The sequence below is a fragment of the Streptomyces sp. NPDC059989 genome, assembly GCF_042736975.1.
Lineage (GTDB): Bacteria > Actinomycetota > Actinomycetes > Streptomycetales > Streptomycetaceae > Streptomyces.
In genome coordinates, this window is sequence record NZ_JBHWUO010000006.1 from 197,782 (window position 1) to 215,068 (window position 17,287).

The 17,287-nt window shown below is 68.9% G+C and carries 16 protein-coding genes; 6 read left to right on the plus strand and 10 right to left on the minus strand.

Annotation, left to right across the window (positions count from 1 at the left end):
* Window positions 1-174: 174 nt before the first annotated feature.
* The 7 genes from ACFWBN_RS08050 to ACFWBN_RS08080 all read right to left on the minus strand — a co-directional run bounded on the left by ACFWBN_RS08050 (window position 175) and on the right by ACFWBN_RS08080 (window position 6,179).
* Complete coding sequence (locus ACFWBN_RS08050; protein WP_385172318.1) at window positions 175-1,566, minus strand: nucleobase:cation symporter-2 family protein; 1,392 nt, start codon at window positions 1,564-1,566, stop codon at window positions 175-177.
* 399 nt (window positions 1,567-1,965) lie between these two features.
* Window positions 1,966-3,369: an 8-oxoguanine deaminase gene (locus ACFWBN_RS08055; protein WP_385172321.1), complete on the minus strand. Its 1,404-nt coding sequence runs from the start codon at window positions 3,367-3,369 to the stop codon at window positions 1,966-1,968.
* Between the two features lie 188 nt (window positions 3,370-3,557).
* Window positions 3,558-4,481 (minus strand): factor-independent urate hydroxylase, encoded by a 924-nt coding sequence (gene pucL / locus ACFWBN_RS08060; RefSeq protein WP_385172324.1) that lies wholly within the window; start codon window positions 4,479-4,481, stop codon window positions 3,558-3,560.
* 1 nt (window position 4,482) lies between these two features.
* Window positions 4,483-4,872 (minus strand): hydroxyisourate hydrolase, encoded by a 390-nt coding sequence (gene uraH, locus ACFWBN_RS08065; protein ID WP_030715205.1) that lies wholly within the window; start codon window positions 4,870-4,872, stop codon window positions 4,483-4,485.
* A gap of 2 nt (window positions 4,873-4,874) precedes the next feature.
* Window positions 4,875-5,381, minus strand: a complete 507-nt coding sequence (gene uraD, locus ACFWBN_RS08070; protein ID WP_385172328.1) for a 2-oxo-4-hydroxy-4-carboxy-5-ureidoimidazoline decarboxylase — start codon at window positions 5,379-5,381, stop codon at window positions 4,875-4,877.
* A gap of 166 nt (window positions 5,382-5,547) precedes the next feature.
* On the minus strand, window positions 5,548-5,931 hold the full coding sequence (locus tag ACFWBN_RS08075) for a helix-turn-helix domain-containing protein (RefSeq protein WP_385172331.1): 384 nt from the start codon (window positions 5,929-5,931) through the stop codon (window positions 5,548-5,550).
* Window positions 5,928-6,179, minus strand: coding sequence for a thiamine-binding protein (locus ACFWBN_RS08080; RefSeq protein ID WP_385172334.1), 252 nt, complete (start codon window positions 6,177-6,179; stop codon window positions 5,928-5,930). Before ACFWBN_RS08080 ends, ACFWBN_RS08075 begins: the two co-directional genes overlap by 4 nt.
* A gap of 126 nt (window positions 6,180-6,305) precedes the next feature.
* On the opposite strand from ACFWBN_RS08080, the gene ACFWBN_RS08085 reads away from it, so the two are divergent.
* The 3 genes from ACFWBN_RS08085 to ACFWBN_RS08095 all read left to right on the plus strand — a co-directional run bounded on the left by ACFWBN_RS08085 (window position 6,306) and on the right by ACFWBN_RS08095 (window position 9,790).
* Window positions 6,306-7,139, plus strand: a complete 834-nt coding sequence (locus ACFWBN_RS08085; protein ID WP_030656704.1) for a TIM barrel protein — start codon at window positions 6,306-6,308, stop codon at window positions 7,137-7,139.
* Window positions 7,140-7,214: 75 nt separating this feature from the next.
* A complete protein-coding gene (locus ACFWBN_RS08090; RefSeq protein WP_385172338.1) occupies window positions 7,215-8,105 on the plus strand; it encodes a 2-hydroxy-3-oxopropionate reductase in 891 nt (296 codons plus the stop codon).
* Window positions 8,106-8,332: 227 nt separating this feature from the next.
* Window positions 8,333-9,790 (plus strand): catalase, encoded by a 1,458-nt coding sequence (locus tag ACFWBN_RS08095; protein WP_385172428.1) that lies wholly within the window; start codon window positions 8,333-8,335, stop codon window positions 9,788-9,790.
* Window positions 9,791-10,228: 438 nt separating this feature from the next.
* On the opposite strand, the gene ACFWBN_RS08100 is transcribed toward ACFWBN_RS08095, so the two are convergent.
* On the minus strand, window positions 10,229-11,167 hold the full coding sequence (locus ACFWBN_RS08100) for a nitrilase-related carbon-nitrogen hydrolase (protein ID WP_385172342.1): 939 nt from the start codon (window positions 11,165-11,167) through the stop codon (window positions 10,229-10,231).
* A gap of 172 nt (window positions 11,168-11,339) precedes the next feature.
* On the opposite strand from ACFWBN_RS08100, the gene ACFWBN_RS08105 reads away from it, so the two are divergent.
* Window positions 11,340-11,921 carry a TetR/AcrR family transcriptional regulator gene (locus ACFWBN_RS08105; RefSeq protein WP_385172344.1) on the plus strand — a complete coding sequence of 194 codons (582 nt, stop codon included), beginning with the start codon at window positions 11,340-11,342 and terminating at the stop codon, window positions 11,919-11,921.
* Between the two features lie 161 nt (window positions 11,922-12,082).
* On the opposite strand, the gene gcl is transcribed toward ACFWBN_RS08105, so the two are convergent.
* Window positions 12,083-13,870: a glyoxylate carboligase gene (gene gcl, locus ACFWBN_RS08110; RefSeq protein WP_385172347.1), complete on the minus strand. Its 1,788-nt coding sequence runs from the start codon at window positions 13,868-13,870 to the stop codon at window positions 12,083-12,085.
* Window positions 13,871-14,138: 268 nt separating this feature from the next.
* On the opposite strand from gcl, the gene ACFWBN_RS08115 reads away from it, so the two are divergent.
* Both ACFWBN_RS08115 and ACFWBN_RS08120 read left to right on the plus strand, forming a co-directional pair.
* Window positions 14,139-14,990, plus strand: a complete 852-nt coding sequence (locus ACFWBN_RS08115; RefSeq protein WP_385172350.1) for a hypothetical protein — start codon at window positions 14,139-14,141, stop codon at window positions 14,988-14,990.
* 91 nt (window positions 14,991-15,081) lie between these two features.
* Window positions 15,082-15,570 carry a glutathione peroxidase gene (locus ACFWBN_RS08120; protein WP_385172352.1) on the plus strand — a complete coding sequence of 163 codons (489 nt, stop codon included), beginning with the start codon at window positions 15,082-15,084 and terminating at the stop codon, window positions 15,568-15,570.
* Window positions 15,571-15,709: 139 nt separating this feature from the next.
* Here the strand turns inward: ACFWBN_RS08120 and ACFWBN_RS08125 are convergent, their stop codons facing one another.
* Window positions 15,710-17,251, minus strand: a complete 1,542-nt coding sequence (locus tag ACFWBN_RS08125; protein ID WP_385172355.1) for an AMP-binding protein — start codon at window positions 17,249-17,251, stop codon at window positions 15,710-15,712.
* Window positions 17,252-17,287: the final 36 nt, after the last annotated feature.

Sequence of the window (17,287 nt, forward strand, 5' to 3'; positions counted from 1 at the left end):
GTTCGGCGGTCCCGGCGTCGAGTTCGCCGGGACGGGCCGCCGGGGCGGGCGCGCGGGTGCCCCGGGTTAGCGGGGGGCCGGGGCCCCCCGCGGGGGTACCCCCGGGGGGGGGCCCCCCCACCCCCCGCAGTGGGTGGCGTGCGCACCGCCGTGAAGGGTCCGGACGGGGCCGGGTCAGTGCACCGGCACCGGCTCCGGGCCGGCCGCGGAGGCCGTGTCCTTCCGGGCACCGAGGTGGTTGAAGGCGAGGTTCAGCAGGATCGCCACCACGCAGCCGGTGCTGATGCCGGAGTCGAGGACGACCAGCAGGTCCTTCGGGAAGGCGTGGTAGAAGTCCGGCGCGGCGATCGGAATCAAGCCGATGCCCACGGAAGCGGCGACGATCAGGGCGTTCTCCCCCTTCTCCATGGCCGCGCCCGCCAGGGTCTGGATGCCGCTGGCCGCGACCGACCCGAAGAGGACGATGCCGGCGCCGCCGAGGACCGGCAGCGGGACCACGCCGATGACGGAGGCCGCCATCGGGCACAGGCCCAGCAGGATCAGGATGCCGCCGCCGGCCGCGACGACGAACCGGCTGCGGACCTTGGTCATGGCGACGAGCCCGATGTTCTGGGCGAAGGCGCTGCACATGAAGCCGTTGAACAGCGGGCTGAGCGCGCTGCCGAGGGTGTCCGCACGCAGCCCGCCCTCGATGGTCTTCGCGTCCGCCGGGCGGCCCACGATCTTGCCCAGCGCCAGGATGTCGGCGGTGGACTCGGTCATGCAGACGAGCATGACGATGCACATCGAGATGATGGCGGCGACCTGGAACTGCGGGGCGCCGAAGTGGAACGGGGTCGGGAAGCCGACCACCGAGGCGTTCTTGACGGCGTCGAAGCTGGTCATGCCCAGCGGGAGGGCTATGAGCGTGCCCGCGACCAGGCCGAGCAGGATGGAGATCTGCTGGAGGAAGCCGCGCAGGAACTTGCGCATCAGCAGGACGATCACGAGCGTGACGGCGGCCATGCCGATGTTCTTCATCGAGCCGTAGTCGGTGGCGGTGCTGTTCCCGCCCTGCGACCAGTTGAAGGCGACGGGCAGGAGCGAGACGCCGATCAGGGTGATGACCGTACCCGTGACGACCGGTGGGAAGAACCGGACGAGCTTGCCGAAGTAGGGGGCGGCGAAGAAGCCGAGGACTCCGGCAACGATGATCGCGCCGAAGATGATGGGAATGGCGTTGTCCCCCTCACCCTTTCCGATGGCGATCATCGGGGTCACGCCGGCGAAGGAGACGCCGTTGACGAAGGGGAGTTTGGCGCCGATCTTCCAGAACCCGAGGGTCTGGAGGAGGGTGGCGAGCCCTGCGGTGAAGAGCGAGGCGCCCATCAGGAAGGCGGTCTCGGTGGCCGAGAGACCGACGGCCGGGCCCACGATCATGGGCGGGGCGACGACGCCCGCGTACATGGCGGCCACGTGTTGGAGGCCGCTCGTGAACATCTTCAGAGGAGGCAAGGTCTCGTCGACCGGGTGCTTCTCCTCCGGTACTGCGACTGCGTCTTTGCGAAAGCTGGGCGTATTGGCCACGGCTTCCTCCGCTCGGTTGAACACGTCGGCAGGGACGTGGTGTCTTGGAGGTGGTGCGAAAGCTGTGCGAGTCGAGCCTGTATGGAGTTGTGGGTGGTGCGACTGCTTGTCCCAAGGGGTGCCGAAGGAATGCAGAAACGATTCGCCCAAACCGGTTCCGCGCTTCGCTTCAAAGCTGTGCTTCAACGCTGTGCTTCAACGTTCCCGAAGCTGGTGGTGCCGTGGCAGTGGCGCGAGGAGATGACTGCGGCGCCCATGGCACGAGTGTCACGAGTCACCGCTCCCGGGCGCGCCCTCGGATGGTCCTCAGGCGCTTCCCGGGAACGGCTGCCGACGGACCCCGCTCGGGTCCGCGGCTGCCGACCGGGGGCCGTCCCCCCCGGCCGGACTCCGAGGGGATCAGCCCTGCGCGGTGATGCGCGCGAGGCGCTGGGCCTCTTCGCGCGTGGACACGGCGATGGCGTCCTCGTCGGCGAAGAGCAGGCGGTTGTTCTCGACGATCTGCTTGCCGTTGACGAACGACGCGGTCACCGGGGCGGCCGCACCGAAGACCAGCGCGGTGACCGGGTCGGCGATCGAGGAGTGCAGGAAGGTGTTCAGGTTCCACAGCACCAGGTCGGCGCACTTGCCGACCTCGAGCGAGCCGATGTTGTCGGCGCGGCCGAGGACCTGGGCGCCGCCGTAGGTGCCGAGGCGCAGGGCCTGGCGCGCGTTGAGGGCGCGCTCGCGGTGGACCGGGTTCAGGCGGTTGATCAGCAGCGCGTTGCGCAGCTCGGTGTGCAGCTCACCGGACTCGTTGGAGGCGGTGCCGTCCACGCCGAGGCCGACCGGGACACCGGCGGCCAGCATGTCCGGGACGCGGGCGATGCCGGCGGCCAGACGGGCGTTGGAGGACGGGCAGTGCGCGACACCGGTCTTGGTACGGGCGAACGCGGCGATGTCGGAGTCGTTCATGTGGACGCTGTGCGCCATCCACACGTCCTCGCCGAGCCAGCCGGTCGACTCGAAGTAGTCGGTCGGGCCCATGCCGAAGAGCTCGTGGCAGAACTTCTCTTCCTCGACGGTCTCCGAGCCGTGCGTGTGCATGCGCACACCCAGGCGGCGGGCCAGCTCGGCGCCCTGCTTCAGCAGCTCGGTGGAGACCGAGAAGGGGGAGCACGGGGCGACGGCGACCTGGGTCATCGCGTCGAAGGAGGCGTCGTGGTACTTCTTCACGGTCGCCTCGGTGTCCGCGAGGGCACCCTCGAGGGTCTCGACCGCGTGGTCCGGCGGCAGGCCGCCGTCCTTCTCGCTGCGGTCCATGGAACCGCGGGCGAGGGTGAAGCGGACGCCCATCTCGGAGGCGGCGCGGATGATCGAGCCGGAGAGGTCGCCCGAACCCTTGGGGTAGACGTAGTGGTGGTCCATCGCGGTGGTGACACCGCCACGGGCCATCGCGGCGAGGGAGCCCTGGGCGGCCGTGTAGGCCATCTGCTCGTCGATGCGCGCCCACGTCGGGTACAGGGCGACGAGCCAGTTGAAGAGGTTGTGGTCGGTGGCCAGGCCACGCGTGATCCACTGGTAGAAGTGGTGGTGCGTGTTGACCAGACCGGGGGTCACGAGGTGCCCGGTGCCGTCGATGCGGCGGACGACGTTCTCGAGGTTCTCGGGGGCCTTGCCCGCACCGATGGACTCGATCTTGTTGCCGGCGACGACGATGTGACCCGAGGCGTACTCGGTGTCGTTCGCGTCAACGGTTGCAATCGCACAGTTTTCGATGACGATGCGCTCTACGGCGCTGTCATGGGCTGCCGATGCTGCCATGGGACTTCCTCGTGCTTTCAGTGGCGGTACGGGCACGGCAAGACCCAGGGGATTTGAGTGCCGGAGCCGGGGGCCTTGACAGCTGACAGTACTGCCGCCCCGCTCGTGCGTCCGGGTGCCGATTCAGGAAGTTGTGGGGTGTCGCGCCCCGGGGCCACTGCGGAGCCCCGGGACGCGCGTGCCGCGACTCAGAGGTTGGTCATGTCCACGGGGATACGGGCGTCGACGCCGTCCCGGAGAACAGTGGCCTCGATCAGACCGTACGGGCGGTCCGCGGCGAAGTACACCTCGTTGTCGTTCTTGAGCCCGAACGGCTCAAGGTCGACGAGGAAGTGGTGCTTGTTCGGGAGCGAGAAGCGGACCTCGTCGATCTCCGAACGGTGGTTGATGATGCGCGAACCCATCTGGTACAGGGTCTGCTGCAGCGACAGGGAGTAGGTCTCCGCGAAGGCCTGAAGCATGTGCTTCTTGGTCTCGGCGTAGGACTTCTCCCAGTTGGGCATCCGCTGCTCGTCGTCCGACCAGTTGAAGCGCCAGCGAGCCGACACCTGGGTGGCCAGGATGCGGTCGTAGGCCTCCTTCAGCGTCGTGTACTTGTCCTTCACGTAACCCCAGAACTCGGAGTTCGTGGAGTTCATGACGACCAGGTCCTTGAGGCCGGAGATGACCTCCCAGTTCTGACCGTCGTACGTGATCTGGGTGACGCGGGTCTCCATGCCCTCGCGGACGAAGGAGTGGTTCACCTCGTCCGAGCCGATGAACTTGGAGTTCGCGTCCGAGGTCGCGATCCGGGACCAGGAGTACTCCTCGATCCGGATGCGGGCCTTCTGGATCGGCTCCTGACTGTTGACGAACCAGCGCGCCAGGTGGATGCCGAACTGCTCGGCGGACTCGATGCCGTACTCCTTGGCGAACGCGTACACCGTGTTCTTGGTGGTGTCCGTCGGCAGCACGTTGGCGTTCGAGCCGGAGTAGTGGACGTCGTCCATGTCGCCGGAGAGGGCGACCGAGACGTTCAGGTCCTTGATGTGGTGCGTGTCGCCGTCCCGCGTGATCTTGACGACGCGGTTCTCTGCTTTGCCGTACTGGTTCTGGCCCAGAATCGTGGCCATGCTAGCTCCCTCGGTAAACGGAGTAGCCGAACGGGTTGAGCAGCAGCGGTACGTGGTAATGCTCGCCCGGGTTCACCGCAAAGGTGATGGTGACCTCGGGGAAGAACGCACCGCTGTCCCTTACGCGGGGGGCGTCCTGCTGCGCCTCGGCTTGCTTCTTGGAGAAGTACGTCTCGGTCTCGAAGTCGAGACGCACGTGGGTGGTGCCCTCCGGCAGGGCCGGCAGGTCCTTGCAGCGCCCGTCCGCATCGGTGGCGGAGCCGCCCAGGGCCGCCCACTCACCGTCGAGTCCCGTACGGGCCGACAGGGAGATGGCGACGCCCTCGGCGGGCTTGCCGATGCTGGTGTCCAGGATGTGCGTGGACACCGACGCGGTGGTCTCAGTGCTCATGCTCACTCTCCTTCTACGAGTCGGGTCAGGCGGATCTTGTTGATCTTGACAAGTTCACCGCGAGCGATCTCTCGCTCCTGCTCCGGCGAGTTGTCGATCCGGACCTTGACCGCGTCCCGCATGAACTCACCGGTCGCACCGGTGGCACAGATGAGGAAGACGTGGCCGAACTTCTCCTGGTACGCCAGGTTCAGTTCGAGGAGTTCGTTCTTGAGCTCCTCCGAGGCACCGGCCATGCCACGCTGCTCGCGGGCGGAGGTCGGGTCTCCCGGCTTCGGCCGGCCGATCGGCGCGTGGCCTCCCATCGCTTCGCCCAGGTCCTCCGCGGTGAGCTCCGCCATGGCGGCCTCGTTCGCGGCGAACAGGGACTCTGCGCTGGTGAAGGGGCGCTGGGCGAGCAGCTTGCTCCCCCATGCCGAGCTGGCGCACACCTCGTGCAGCTCGGCCGTGGCCGCGCTGTCGTCCAAGGCGTTGAACCGGGTGAGACCCGGGGTCGGACTCGAAGTCACGGTAGGCCTCCGTGGCCTGTTGTTGCTTTGACGGGCTGCGCATAGCTAACGCCCTCGACAACACGGCGTCAACACTTTGTTGAAACTTCCCGTACACAAAAGCCGCCGCCCGGATGAATTGGGCGGCGGCTCGTCACTGTGGGTCAGCCTTCATGCACGCTTGGCTTCACCCTTGGGTGGTCTTGTTCTGATTTTCCCGGTTCAGGTAGTTGTAGACCGTGAAGCGGCTTACACCCAGGGCGCTCGCCACCGTTTCCACGCCATGCCGCACGGAGAAGGCGCCCCGCGCCTCGAGTATCCGCACGACGTCCTGCTTGGCCTTCCGGTCGAGCTGGGACAACGGTACGCCGTGCCGGCGCTCCAGCGCCGCCAGGATGTGGTCCAGCGAATCCGAGAGCTGCGGCAGTCGCACGGCCAGCAGGTCCTGCCCCTCCCAGCTGAGCACGACGTCGTCGGGCTGCGCCAGGGCCGGATCCATCAGCTCACCGCCCATGGCGTCCACCAGCGGCTTGACCGCGGTGACGAAGGGGTGGTCGCGGGGCTCGGTCACGGCATGTCCTCCCCGAGCACATTGACCTGGAGCGACACGCGCGTGGCGCCGGCCTCCAGGGAATCGCGCAGCAGCGCGCCCACCGCCGCCAGCACCCGGTCGGCCTCACCCTCCGCGGTGTTGCCGAACGGGCCCACATCCACCGCGTCCAGCTGGGCCTTCTGGATGACCTCGCGAGCGGCCACGGCATGGGCGGGGGCCTCTTCGAGATCGAAGGGCTCGGTCGTGAACTCCACTCTCAATCGCACGCTTGCCAAGCTACCGGGCAGTCGGGGCTTTTCGGGAGTCCGTACTTGACAGCTGCGCGAACCTCCATGCAGTCTTCCATCAAGCAGAAACTAACTTCCGCAATACGGAAGGAGCGCACACCCCTCATGGGATACACGGACCAGCGCTTCGATGTAAACCTTTCGATCCTCTTCACGGAACTCCCGCTCCTGGAGCGCCCCGCGGCTGCCGCCGCGGCCGGCTTCACGGCGGTCGAGCTGTGGTGGCCCTGGATCGAGACCCCCACTCCCGCCCAGGAGGAGCTCGACGCCCTCAAGAAGGCTCTTGAGGACGCCGGCACCCAGCTGGTGGGCCTGAACTTCTACGCCGGCCAGCTGCCGGGCCCGGACCGCGGCGCGGTTTCGGTTCCCGGTGAGGAGTCGGAGCGCTTCAACGCCAACATCAACGTGGCCGCCGACTTCGCGGCCTCGGTCGGCTGCAAGGCGCTGAACGCCCTCTACGGCAACCGCGTCGAGGGTGTGGACCCGGCCGTCCAGGACGAGCTCGCGCTGAAGAACCTGGTCGTGGCGGCTCAGGCCGCGGACCGCGTCGGCGCGATCCTCCTGATCGAGACCCTCAACAAGCCCGAGTCGCCGCTCTACCCGCTGGTGAGCGCCCCGGCCGGCATCGAGGTAGTGGACAAGGTGAACGAGGCCACCGGCCTCGGGAACGCCAAGTTCCTGCTCGACCTGTACCACCTGGCGATGAACGATGAGGACCTCTCCGAGGTCATCGAAAAGTACGCCGCCAAGACCGGTCACGTCCAGATCGCGGACAAGCCCGGCCGAGGTGCCCCCGGCACCGGCGAGCTGCCCCTCGAGGAGCTGCTCGACCAGCTGAAGAAGGCCGGATACGAGGGCTACGTAGGCCTGGAGTACAAGGCCGCCGACGCCGCCGCGTCCTTCGCGTGGCTGCCGGCCGAGGCCCGCGCCGCGAAGTAGGCGGACAAAGTCCAGGCGATCAGCCAGGCACGTCACGAACTTTTCGTACAAAGCATTAAGAGAAGGACCCTCATCATGAGCAACCTCCCCAAGATCGCGTGGATCGGTCTCGGCATCATGGGCTCCCCCATGGCCGAGAACCTCCTGAAGGCCGGCTACTCGGTCACCGGTTTCACCCTGGAGCAGGACAAGCTGGACCGCCTGGCCGCCGCCGGCGGCAGCGCGGCCGGCTCGATCGCCGAGGCCGTCAAGGACGCCGACGTCATCATCACGATGGTGCCCGCCTCCCCGCAGGTCGAGGCCATCTCCTACGGTGAGAACGGCATCCTCGAGAACGCCAAGTCCGGCGCGCTGATCGTGGACATGTCCTCGATCACCCCGCAGACCTCCATCGACCTGGCGAAGAACGCCGCCGAGAAGGGCATCCGCGTCATCGACGCCCCGGTGTCCGGCGGCGAGGCCGGCGCCATCGAGGCCGTCCTGTCGATCATGGTGGGTGGCGAGCAGGCCGACTTCGACGAGGCCCTGCCGGTCCTCGAGACCCTCGGCAAGACCATCGTGCTCTGCGGCCCGCACGGCTCCGGCCAGACGGTGAAGGCCGCCAACCAGCTCATCGTCGCGGTGAACATCCAGGCGTGCGCCGAGGCCGTCGTCTTCCTCGAGAAGTCGGGCGTGAACCTCCAGGCCGCCCTGGACGTCCTCAACGGCGGTCTGGCCGGCTCCACGGTCCTGACCCGCAAGAAGGACAACTTCCTGAACCGCGACTTCAAGCCCGGTTTCCGGATCGACCTGCACCACAAGGACATGGGCATCGTCACCGACGCCGCCCGCAACGTCGGTGCCGCCCTTCCGGTCGGTGCGGTCGTCGCCCAGCTGGTCGCCTCGCTGCGCGCCCAGGGTGACGGCGGCCTGGACCACTCCGCGCTGCTCCGCGCGGTCGAGCGCCTCTCCGGCGCCCAGATCTGATCCCCCGCGGCCCGCTCCCCCGGGCCGCCCCTCCCCCTCACGGGGGCCTGAGTTTCCGGATGGTGCCGGTGCTGACACCTGTCCTGTCGCGCCCAAGCGCCGGCACCGTCCGGATTACCTCTCCCCATCTTTGTTCAACAAACTGTTGACGTTTAGTTCTCGCCGAAATTAGGCTCCGCATGGCGGAAGACACTTTCCGTCAGCAGTTACCCGTACGGAAGGTCACCATGTCGAAGCGCACGCTGACGACCGAGTCCGGCGCCCCGGTCGCCGACAACCAGAACTCCGCCACCGCCGGCGTCGGTGGCCCGCTCCTGGTCCAGGACCAGCAGCTCCTTGAGAAGCTTGCCCGCTTCAACCGTGAGCGCATCCCGGAGCGTGTGGTGCACGCCCGCGGCTCGGCCGCGTACGGCCACTTCGAGGTGACCGACGACGTCACCGCGTACACGAGCGCCGCGTTCCTGAACACGGTCGGCAAGAAGACCGAGACCTTCCTGCGGTTCTCCACCGTGGCCGACTCGCTGGGTGGCGCGGACGCGGTCCGCGACCCGCGCGGCTTCGCGCTGAAGTTCTACACCGAAGAGGGCAACTACGACCTCGTCGGCAACAACACCCCGGTGTTCTTCATCAAGGACCCGATCAAGTTCCCCGACTTCATCCACTCCCAGAAGCGCGACCCCTTCACGGGCAAGCAGGAGCCGGACAACGTCTGGGACTTCTGGGCGCACGCCCCCGAGGCGACGCACCAGATCACCTGGCTCATGGGTGACCGCGGTATCCCGGCGTCGTACCGTCACATGAACGGCTACGGCTCCCACACGTACCAGTGGACCAACGAGCAGGGCGAGGCCTTCTTCGTCAAGTACCACTTCAAGACGAACCAGGGCATCCGCTGCCTGTCGGGCGACCAGGCCGCCGAGCTCGTCGGCAAGGACGCCAACTCGCACCAGACCGACCTGCTGCAGGCGATCGAGCGCGGCGTGAACCCGAGCTGGACCCTCTACGTCCAGATCATGCCCGCCGCCGAGGCCGCGGACTACCGCTTCAACCCGTTCGACCTCACCAAGGTGTGGCCGCACAGCGACTACCCGCTGCAGCGCGTGGGCCGCCTGGTCCTCGACCGCAACCCGGACAACGTCTTCGCCGAGGTCGAGCAGTCCGCCTTCTCCCCGAACAACTTCGTCCCGGGCATCACCGCCTCGCCGGACAAGATGCTCCAGGGCCGTCTCTTCGCGTACGCCGACGCCCAGCGCTACCGCCTCGGTGTGAACCACACCCTGCTGCCGGTCAACGCCCCGAAGGCGACGAAGGCCGAGAACTACGGCCGCGACGGTGTCATGGCGCTGCGCAACGGCTCGCGCCACGACAAGAACTACGAGCCCAACTCGTACCAGGGTCCGGCCGAGACCGGTCTGGCGCTGGGCGCCCCGAAGGCCGTCTCCGGCTACACGGGCACCCACGAGGCCCCGGCCCACACCAAGGACGACGACTTCTTCCAGGCCGGTGAGCTCTACCGCCTGATGTCGGAGGCCGAGAAGCAGCGTCTGGTGGCGAACATCGCCGGCGGCCTGTCTCAGGTCACCCTCGAGGACGTCATCGAGAAGAACCTGGCTCACTTCCACGCCGCGGACGCCGACTACGGCCGCCGCGTCGAGGAGGCCGTCCGCGCCCTGCGCGACGCCTGAGCCACACAGCCGTACCGGGGGCCTGACGGGAGGTCAGGCTCCGGGTACTAGCCCGAGCTGCTTACCCGGATGAGGGGTGGTACGCAGTGAGGGCAGGACGAGGACCGTGGCGGGCGTGCGAGCCAGTGCGGTGGTAATGGGTTCCGAGGCCCGTCTCTTGACCTGAGGGAGACGAAGCCGGAGTTCTCGTCGCCGACCGCCACGGTCCCAGCCACTCCTCTTTGTACAGGGGCTACGCACAGAGCCCCCTGTACGAGGAGGAGCACACCTCCCCTCCGACTCCGCCCGGCGGTGCGAACGTCCTGTCGCGCCAGCCTCGCTCCGTCGGGCGGTAACAACCAGAGCGCCGAGTCACGGACGGTCCCGTGACTCGGCGCTTTGTCGTGTCCGCCCTTCTTGGAGGGAGGTCGGAGGCAGGCCAGGCAGGCCGGAGGCAGGTCAGCGGGTGAGCGGTTCGGTGAGCTGTCCGTACAGCTCGGGGCGGCGGGTCCGCATCAGGCCGAACTCCAGCCAGTCGCGGCGCTGGTCGAGGTCGAGGTCGGCGACGAGGACGGCGGGGCGGTCGCGGGGCGCGCGGAGCATGACCCGGCCGTAGGGGTCGGAGATGAAGGACGAGCCGTAGAAGGTGGAGCGGCCCTCGGTGCCGACGCGGTTGGGCACGATCATGAAGAGGGCGTTCGCGAGGCCGTTGGCGCTGATGGCGTGCTCCCACAGGGGCCGGGTGTCGAAGTCCGGCAGGTCCACCTCGGAGCCGATCGCGGTGGGGTGGACGAGGATCTCGGCGCCGTGCAGGCCGTAGGCGCGGGCCAGTTCGGGGAACCACTCGTCCCAGCAGGTGGGGAAGCCGAAGCGGGCGCCTTCGTGGGAGACCACCGGGAACCCGCTGTCGCCGGGGCGGAAGCAGAGGTCCTCGCGGTAGCCGGGGAAGGCGGGGATGTGGTTCTTCCGGGTGCGGGCGATCAGCTTGCCGTCCGGGTCCACGCAGACGGCGGTGTTGTAGCCCAGGCCGCCGTCCTGCGCGCGCTCGTAGAGGGACGCGTGGACGGTGATGCCGAGGCCGGTGGCGAGCTCGGCGGCGAGGCGGACGGTGGGGCCGTCCTCCAGGTCCTCCAGGTGGCGGGCGGCGCCGTGCGCCATCGGGTCGTCGGTGTTGCAGAAGTACGGGCTGCGGGTCAGCTCGGGGAGGCAGACCACCTTGGCGCCCTGGCCGGCGGCGAGGGCCACGCCCTCGCGCAGGCGGTCGTCGTGCTCGCTCGCGTCGGCGTACCAGCGCGTCTGGACGAGGCCGACGCGGAGCAGGCCGCGCTCGGCGGGCTCCAGGCGGGCCGGGGAGCCGAGGGGGGAGCCGTAGGAGGTGAGGAGTTCGTACGTCGTCATGCGCGGTGCTCCTGGGGTGCGGTGGGGCGGTCGTCCTTGGGCAGCATCCTGACTGAAATTTCAGTCAGAATGATGGAACCTGAAAATCGAGTCAGGGTGTCGGATGGGAGCTATCGTGTGCCCTGACTGAAAGCTCAGTCAAGGGATGTCCAGCCGAAAGGTGCGAACGAGAGTGGCCGATCGCCAGGCGTTGATCTTGGAAGCAGCCGTACGCGTCATCGCCCGCAACGGCGTCAGAGGCCTGCGCGTCGAGGAGCTCGCGGCCGAGGCCGGGGTGTCGACCGCGCTGATCTACTACCACTTCAAAGACCGCGCCGGCCTGATCCAGCGCACCCTCGCCTTCATCAGCGACCGCGCCACCGGCTACACCGACGAGGCCCTGAAGGGCACCGACGACGCCCGCGGCGCCCTGCTCCAACTGCTGCTGAGCGAGCTCCAGGACACCCCCCGGGTACGCGAGAACAGCACCGCCTGGGGTGAGCTGCGGGCCAGCGCCATCTTCGACGCCGACCTGCGCGCGACCCTGGCCGAGTCCACCCGCTCCTGGTCCCAGGACACGGCGGAGTCCATCTCCGACGCCCAAGCGGCCGGCCTCGCCGACCTGCACGTCACACCCCTGGACGCCGCCGAGCGGCTCACCGCCCTGGTGGAGGGGCTGAGCGAGCGCTGGCTGAGCGGCTCCCTGAGCCTGGAGCGGGCCCGCGAGCTGCTGACCGGCGCCGTGGACGCGGAGCTCGGCCCCCGCCCCGAATAGCGCGGCAGGCGCCCGCGCGCCCGCGGGACCGGGCCACCCGCCCCCGACAACGAGGAACGACCACCCGCCCGACAACGCGGAACGGGCCACCCGCCGGGCAACGCGGAACGGCCCCCGCCCCTCCTCGCGGAGGGACGGGGGCCGCCGTGTGCTGCGGAGGATCAGACCTTGAGGGCCTTGATCGCGGTCGGGGCGTGGCCCGGCTCGGTCGCGAGCTCTTCGAACTCGGTGACGTCGCTCATGTCGACCGTCTTGCTCATCGAGATGTTGGTGACGCGCTCCAGGATGGCCTCGACGACGACCGGGACCTGGAACTCCTGGGCCAGCTTCTTGGCCTGCTCGAAGGCGGCGCCCAGCTCGTTCGGGTCGGTGACGCGGATCGCCTTGACGCCCAGGCCCTCGGCGACCTTGACGTGGTCGACACCGTAGACACCCAGCTCGGGGGTGTTGATGTTCTCGAACTCGAGGTTGACCTCGAAGTTGATGCCGAGGCCGCCCTGCGCCTGACGGATCAGGCCCAGGTAGGCGTTGTTCACCAGGACGTGGACGTACGGGACCTTGTGCTGCGCGGCGACGGCCAGCTCTTCGATCATGAACTGGAAGTCGTAGTCGCCCGAGAGCGCGACGATCGGGGTCTCCGGGTCCGCGGTGGCGGCACCGATGGCGGCCGGGATGGTCCAGCCGAGCGGGCCGGCCTGGCCGCAGTTGATCCAGTTGCGCGGCTTGTAGACGTGCAGCATCTGCGCACCGGCGATCTGGGACAGACCGATGGTGGTGACGTAGCGGGTCTCCGGGCCGAAGGCCTTGTTCATCTCCTCGTAGACGCGCTGCGGCTTCATGGGGATGTTGTCGAAGTGCGTACGGCGCTGCAGGGTGGCCTTGCGCTCCTGGGCGGACTCGGCCCAGGCGGAGAAGTCCGGCAGCTTGCCCTCGGCCTTGAGCTCCTTGGCGATCTCGACGAAGAGCTCCAGGGCCGCCTTGGCGTCCGAGGCGATGCCGAAGTCCGGGGCGAAGATCTTGCCGATCTGGGTCGGCTCGATGTCGACGTGGACGAACTTGCGGCCCTTGGTGTAGGCCTCGAGGTTGTAACCGGTGTGACGGTTGGCCCAGCGGTTGCCGATGCCGAAGACGAAGTCCGACTCGAGGAACGTCGCGTTGCCGTAGCGGTGCGAGGTCTGGACACCGACCATGCCGGCGGCCAGCTCGTGGTCGTCCGGGATGACGCCCCAGCCCATGAGGGTGGAGATAACCGGGACGTTCGTCAGCTCGGCGAACTCGACCAGCAGGTCGGAGGCGTCGGCGTTGATGATGCCGCCACCGGCGACGATCAGCGGACGCTCGGACTCGAGCAGGAACTGCAGGGCCTTGCGGGCCTGGGCGCGGCTGGCGGTCGGCTTGTAGACCGGCAGCGGCGAGTAGGTCTCGGGGTCGAACTCGATCTCGGTCAGCTGGACGTCGATCGGGAGGTCGATCAGGACCGGGCCCGGACGGCCGGAGCGCATCAGGTGGAAGGCCTCCTGGAACACGCCCGGGACCTGTGCGGCCTCCAGGACGGTCGTGGCCTTCTTGGTGACCGGCTTGGCGATCGAGGCGATGTCGACGGCCTGGAAGTCCTCCTTGTGGAGCTTCGAGACCGGAGCCTGACCGGTGATGCACAGGATCGGGATCGAGTCCGCGATCGCGGAGTACAGGCCGGTGATCATGTCGGTGCCGGCCGGGCCCGAGGTACCGATGCAGACACCGATGTTGCCCGCCTTGGCACGGGTGTAACCCTCGGCCATGTGCGAGGCGCCCTCGACGTGGCGGGCCAGCGTGTGCTTGATGCCGCCCACGTTCTTGAGCTCGCGGTAGAACGGGTTGATCGCAGCACCGGGCACGCCGAACGCTTGTTCGACACCCTCGAGCTTGAGGATCTCAACTGCAGCGGCGGCGGCTGTCATACGAGGCATCAGGGTCTCCTGCGGGTCTGGCGGTCAGACTTTTCCGTCATCCGGAAGTTTTGTTCTGCTATACGGAACAAGCTAAGCGGCGACCTCGCGCACGTCAAGGCGGTACGGCACCCCGGAAACCACCAAAAGCCACATCTCGTTCGACGAGTTGCACAAATGTCCGGGGCGCCGGGGGCGGATCGGCGTGAATCCGCGGGCACGCTCGCCCCGGCGGTGGCCGGTGGTGGAGCATGTACCTACGCACAGCGACGGAGGGGGTCCAGGTCTCATGGCGGAAGCGGTACCGGTGCGCTGCCCGGCGTGCCTGCGCGAGAACGGCTACACCGCCCCGGTCTTCCCCTGTGCCTGCGGGAGTCCGGTCCACCCACCGCTGGACCTGGCGGCGCCGCCCGTTCCGCTGACCCACCGGACCTGGTCGGACAGCTGGGTGGCGGTGCGCTGCACGTCCTGCGGGCGGGAGAGCGAGTGGCCGCATCCCGAGCTGGGGTGCGGATCGTGCGGGACGGTGGTGCGGCTTCCGGTCCACCCGGTGGAGGGGGTGCCCGGGGCGGGTCCGGCGCGTCCTGCACGTCCTGCGGGGTCCGCCCCGGAGCCGGGGGCTGACGCCGGGCCGGACCCCGCGGCGGCGGCCCGGCCCGAGGGCGGTCCGGACGCCCGTCGGGACGCCCCGCCGGACGCGCGGCGCGACGCCCGGCCGGCGCACATACCGCTCCCGCCGACCGCGCCGGTGCCCCGCCCCGCGTTCCGGCCGGTGACCATCCGTACGGCCCGGGACGCGGTGGCCACCGCCGCGCTGTACCTGCGCTGGCTCGGCTTCCAGGACGTACGGCAGCCCGACGGGCGCCCGATCCCCTCGGCGGCCGTGGACCTGCGGGCTCCGGGGCTGGTGGCTCAGGTGGACCCGACCACCGCGCCGGCCGGGCTGCGTGCGGTGGAGTGCGTCTGGCTGAACGGACTCACAGCCTCCGCGACCAGCGTCTACTTCTCCCTGGCCGGGTACACGGAGGACGCCCGCACCCGCGCGGACGACCTGGGGATACCCCTGTTCGTCATGGACCTCACGGGCATGCCGCAGCCGGTCAACGACCCGGCGGACGAGCTCATCGGCAGCGGGGCCTAGGCGCCCCAAAGATGTCCGTCCGCGCATCGCCTACGCTCGGAGGCGTTATCCGCTGCTTGCCAGCCGTTGCCCTTCCTGCCAGGAGAGCCCGATGAGCCTGTACGACATCCCCCTGACCACGCTGTCCGACGAGCCCACCAGCCTCGGGGCCCACAAGGGCAAGGCGATCCTGCTGGTGAACACCGCCTCGCAGTGCGGGCTCACCCCTCAGTACTCGGGGCTGGCCCGGCTGCAGTTCAAGTACGAGGAGAAGGGCTTCACCGTCATCGGCGTGCCCTGCAACCAGTTCGGCGGGCAGGAGCCCGGCAGCGCCGACGACATCCAGACCTTCTGCGCGGCCGGCTTCGGCGTCACCTTCCCGATGCTGGAGAAGTCCGAGGTCAACGGCGAGAACCGGCACCCCCTCTACCAGGAGCTCGTGAAGGTCCCGGACGCCGAGGGCGAGGCCGGGGACATCCAGTGGAACTTCGAGAAGTTCCTGATCTCCCCCGCCGGCGAGGTCGTGGCCCGCTTCCGCCCGCGCACCGAGCCCGAGTCCCCCGAGGTCGTCGCCGCGATCGAGGCGCTCCTGAGCGCGTAGGCGGGTCCGTAGCCCGTACGGCAGCGCCCGGCGCACGTGGCGCCGGGCGGCTGACGGGCTGCTGCGGGGCGGCCGACCGGCGGGTGCCGGGCGGCCGACCGGCGCCATGCGCGCCGGGCGGCCGACGGGGCCGCCCGTGTCAGTTGACCTCGCGGTCCAGGCCCGACCAGTACGGCTCCCGCAGCTTGAACTTCTGGATCTTGCCGGTGGCCGTGCGCGGGATGGCTTCGCGGAATTCGACGGTCGTCGGCGCCTTGTAGCCGGCCATCCGCTCCTTGCAGTGGGCGATGATGTCGGCCTCCTGCGCGGTCGCCCCCTCGGCGAGGACCACGAGGGCCTTGATCGTCTCGCCCCACTTCTCGTCCGGCACGCCGATGACGGCGACCTCCGCGACCGCCGGGTGGCTGAAGATCGTGTCCTCCACCTCGATCGACGACACGTTCTCGCCGCCCGTGATGATCACGTCCTTCTTCCGGTCGGAGATCGTCAGGTGTCCGTCGGCCTCGTCGAGCGTGCCGCCGTCGCCGGTGTGGAACCAGCCGTCCCGGAGCGCCGCCGAGGTCTCCTCGGGCTTGTCCCAGTAGCCGTCGAGCACGACGTTCGACCGGGCCAGGACCTCGCCGGACCCGGAGACCTTCAGCTTGACCCCGAGCGCCGGCAGGCCCGCCCGGGACAGCTTGCGCGCCCGCTCCTCGGCGGGCAGCCCGGCGTCCGCGGGCCTGGCCCGGTTGAAGGTGAGCAGCGGCGAGGTCTCGGTCAGGCCGTAGATCTGTGTGAACTCCCAGCCCAGCTCCTCGCCCACCCGCTGGATCGTCCTGCTCGGCGGCGGGGCACCGGCGCACACGATCCGTGCGCGGTCGCGGCCCGGGATCTCGCCCTCCCAGGTGGCCGCCGCGTCGAGCACCGCGTTCCACACGGCGGGCGCGCCGCACATGAGCGTGACGCCGTGCTCGGCGACGCGGCGCAGGATCTCGGCGCCGTCGACCTTGCGCAGCACCACCTGCTTCACGCCGAGTCCGGCCATCACGTACGGCATTCCCCAGCCGTTGCAGTGGAACATCGGCAGCGTGTGCATGTAGACGTCGCGTTCCCACACACGGGTGTGCAGCCCGAAGGTGAGCCCGTTGACCCAGATGTTGCGGTGGGTCAGCTGGACGCCCTTGGGCCGGGCGGTGGTGCCCGAGGTGTAGTTGATCGTCGCGGTGGCGTCCTCGTCCGGGTGGGACCAGGGGCGCGGCTCGATGCCGAACCGCATCAGCTCGTTGTCGGTCTGCTCGCCCAGAACGAACCGGTGGCGCGCGGTGATTCCGGAGAGCGCCTCGTCCAACTCGGGGTCGAGGAGCAGGACCGAGGCCCCGCTCTGGCGCACCACGTACTCGATCTCCTCGGGCTTGAGGCGGAAGTTGACCGGCACGCAGATCCGGCCGCTCATGGGCACCGCGAACAACAGCTCCAGCATGCGCGCCGAGTTGTGGCTGACCACCGCCACGCGCTCGCCCTCCCGGATGCCGAGCGCGTCGAAGCCCGCCTGCCACGCCCGTACGCGCTCGCCGAGCCGCCCGTACGTCGACTCGGGTACCGGCGGGCCGGGTTGACTCGGCTCGTCGACGACACCGGGGCTGGAGGCGAAGCCCAGCTCCGCCCGGTCGAGGAAGTCCGTGACGGTCATCGGAATCCGCATTGCTCTCTCCTGTATCGGGACGACGACTTCAGGGGG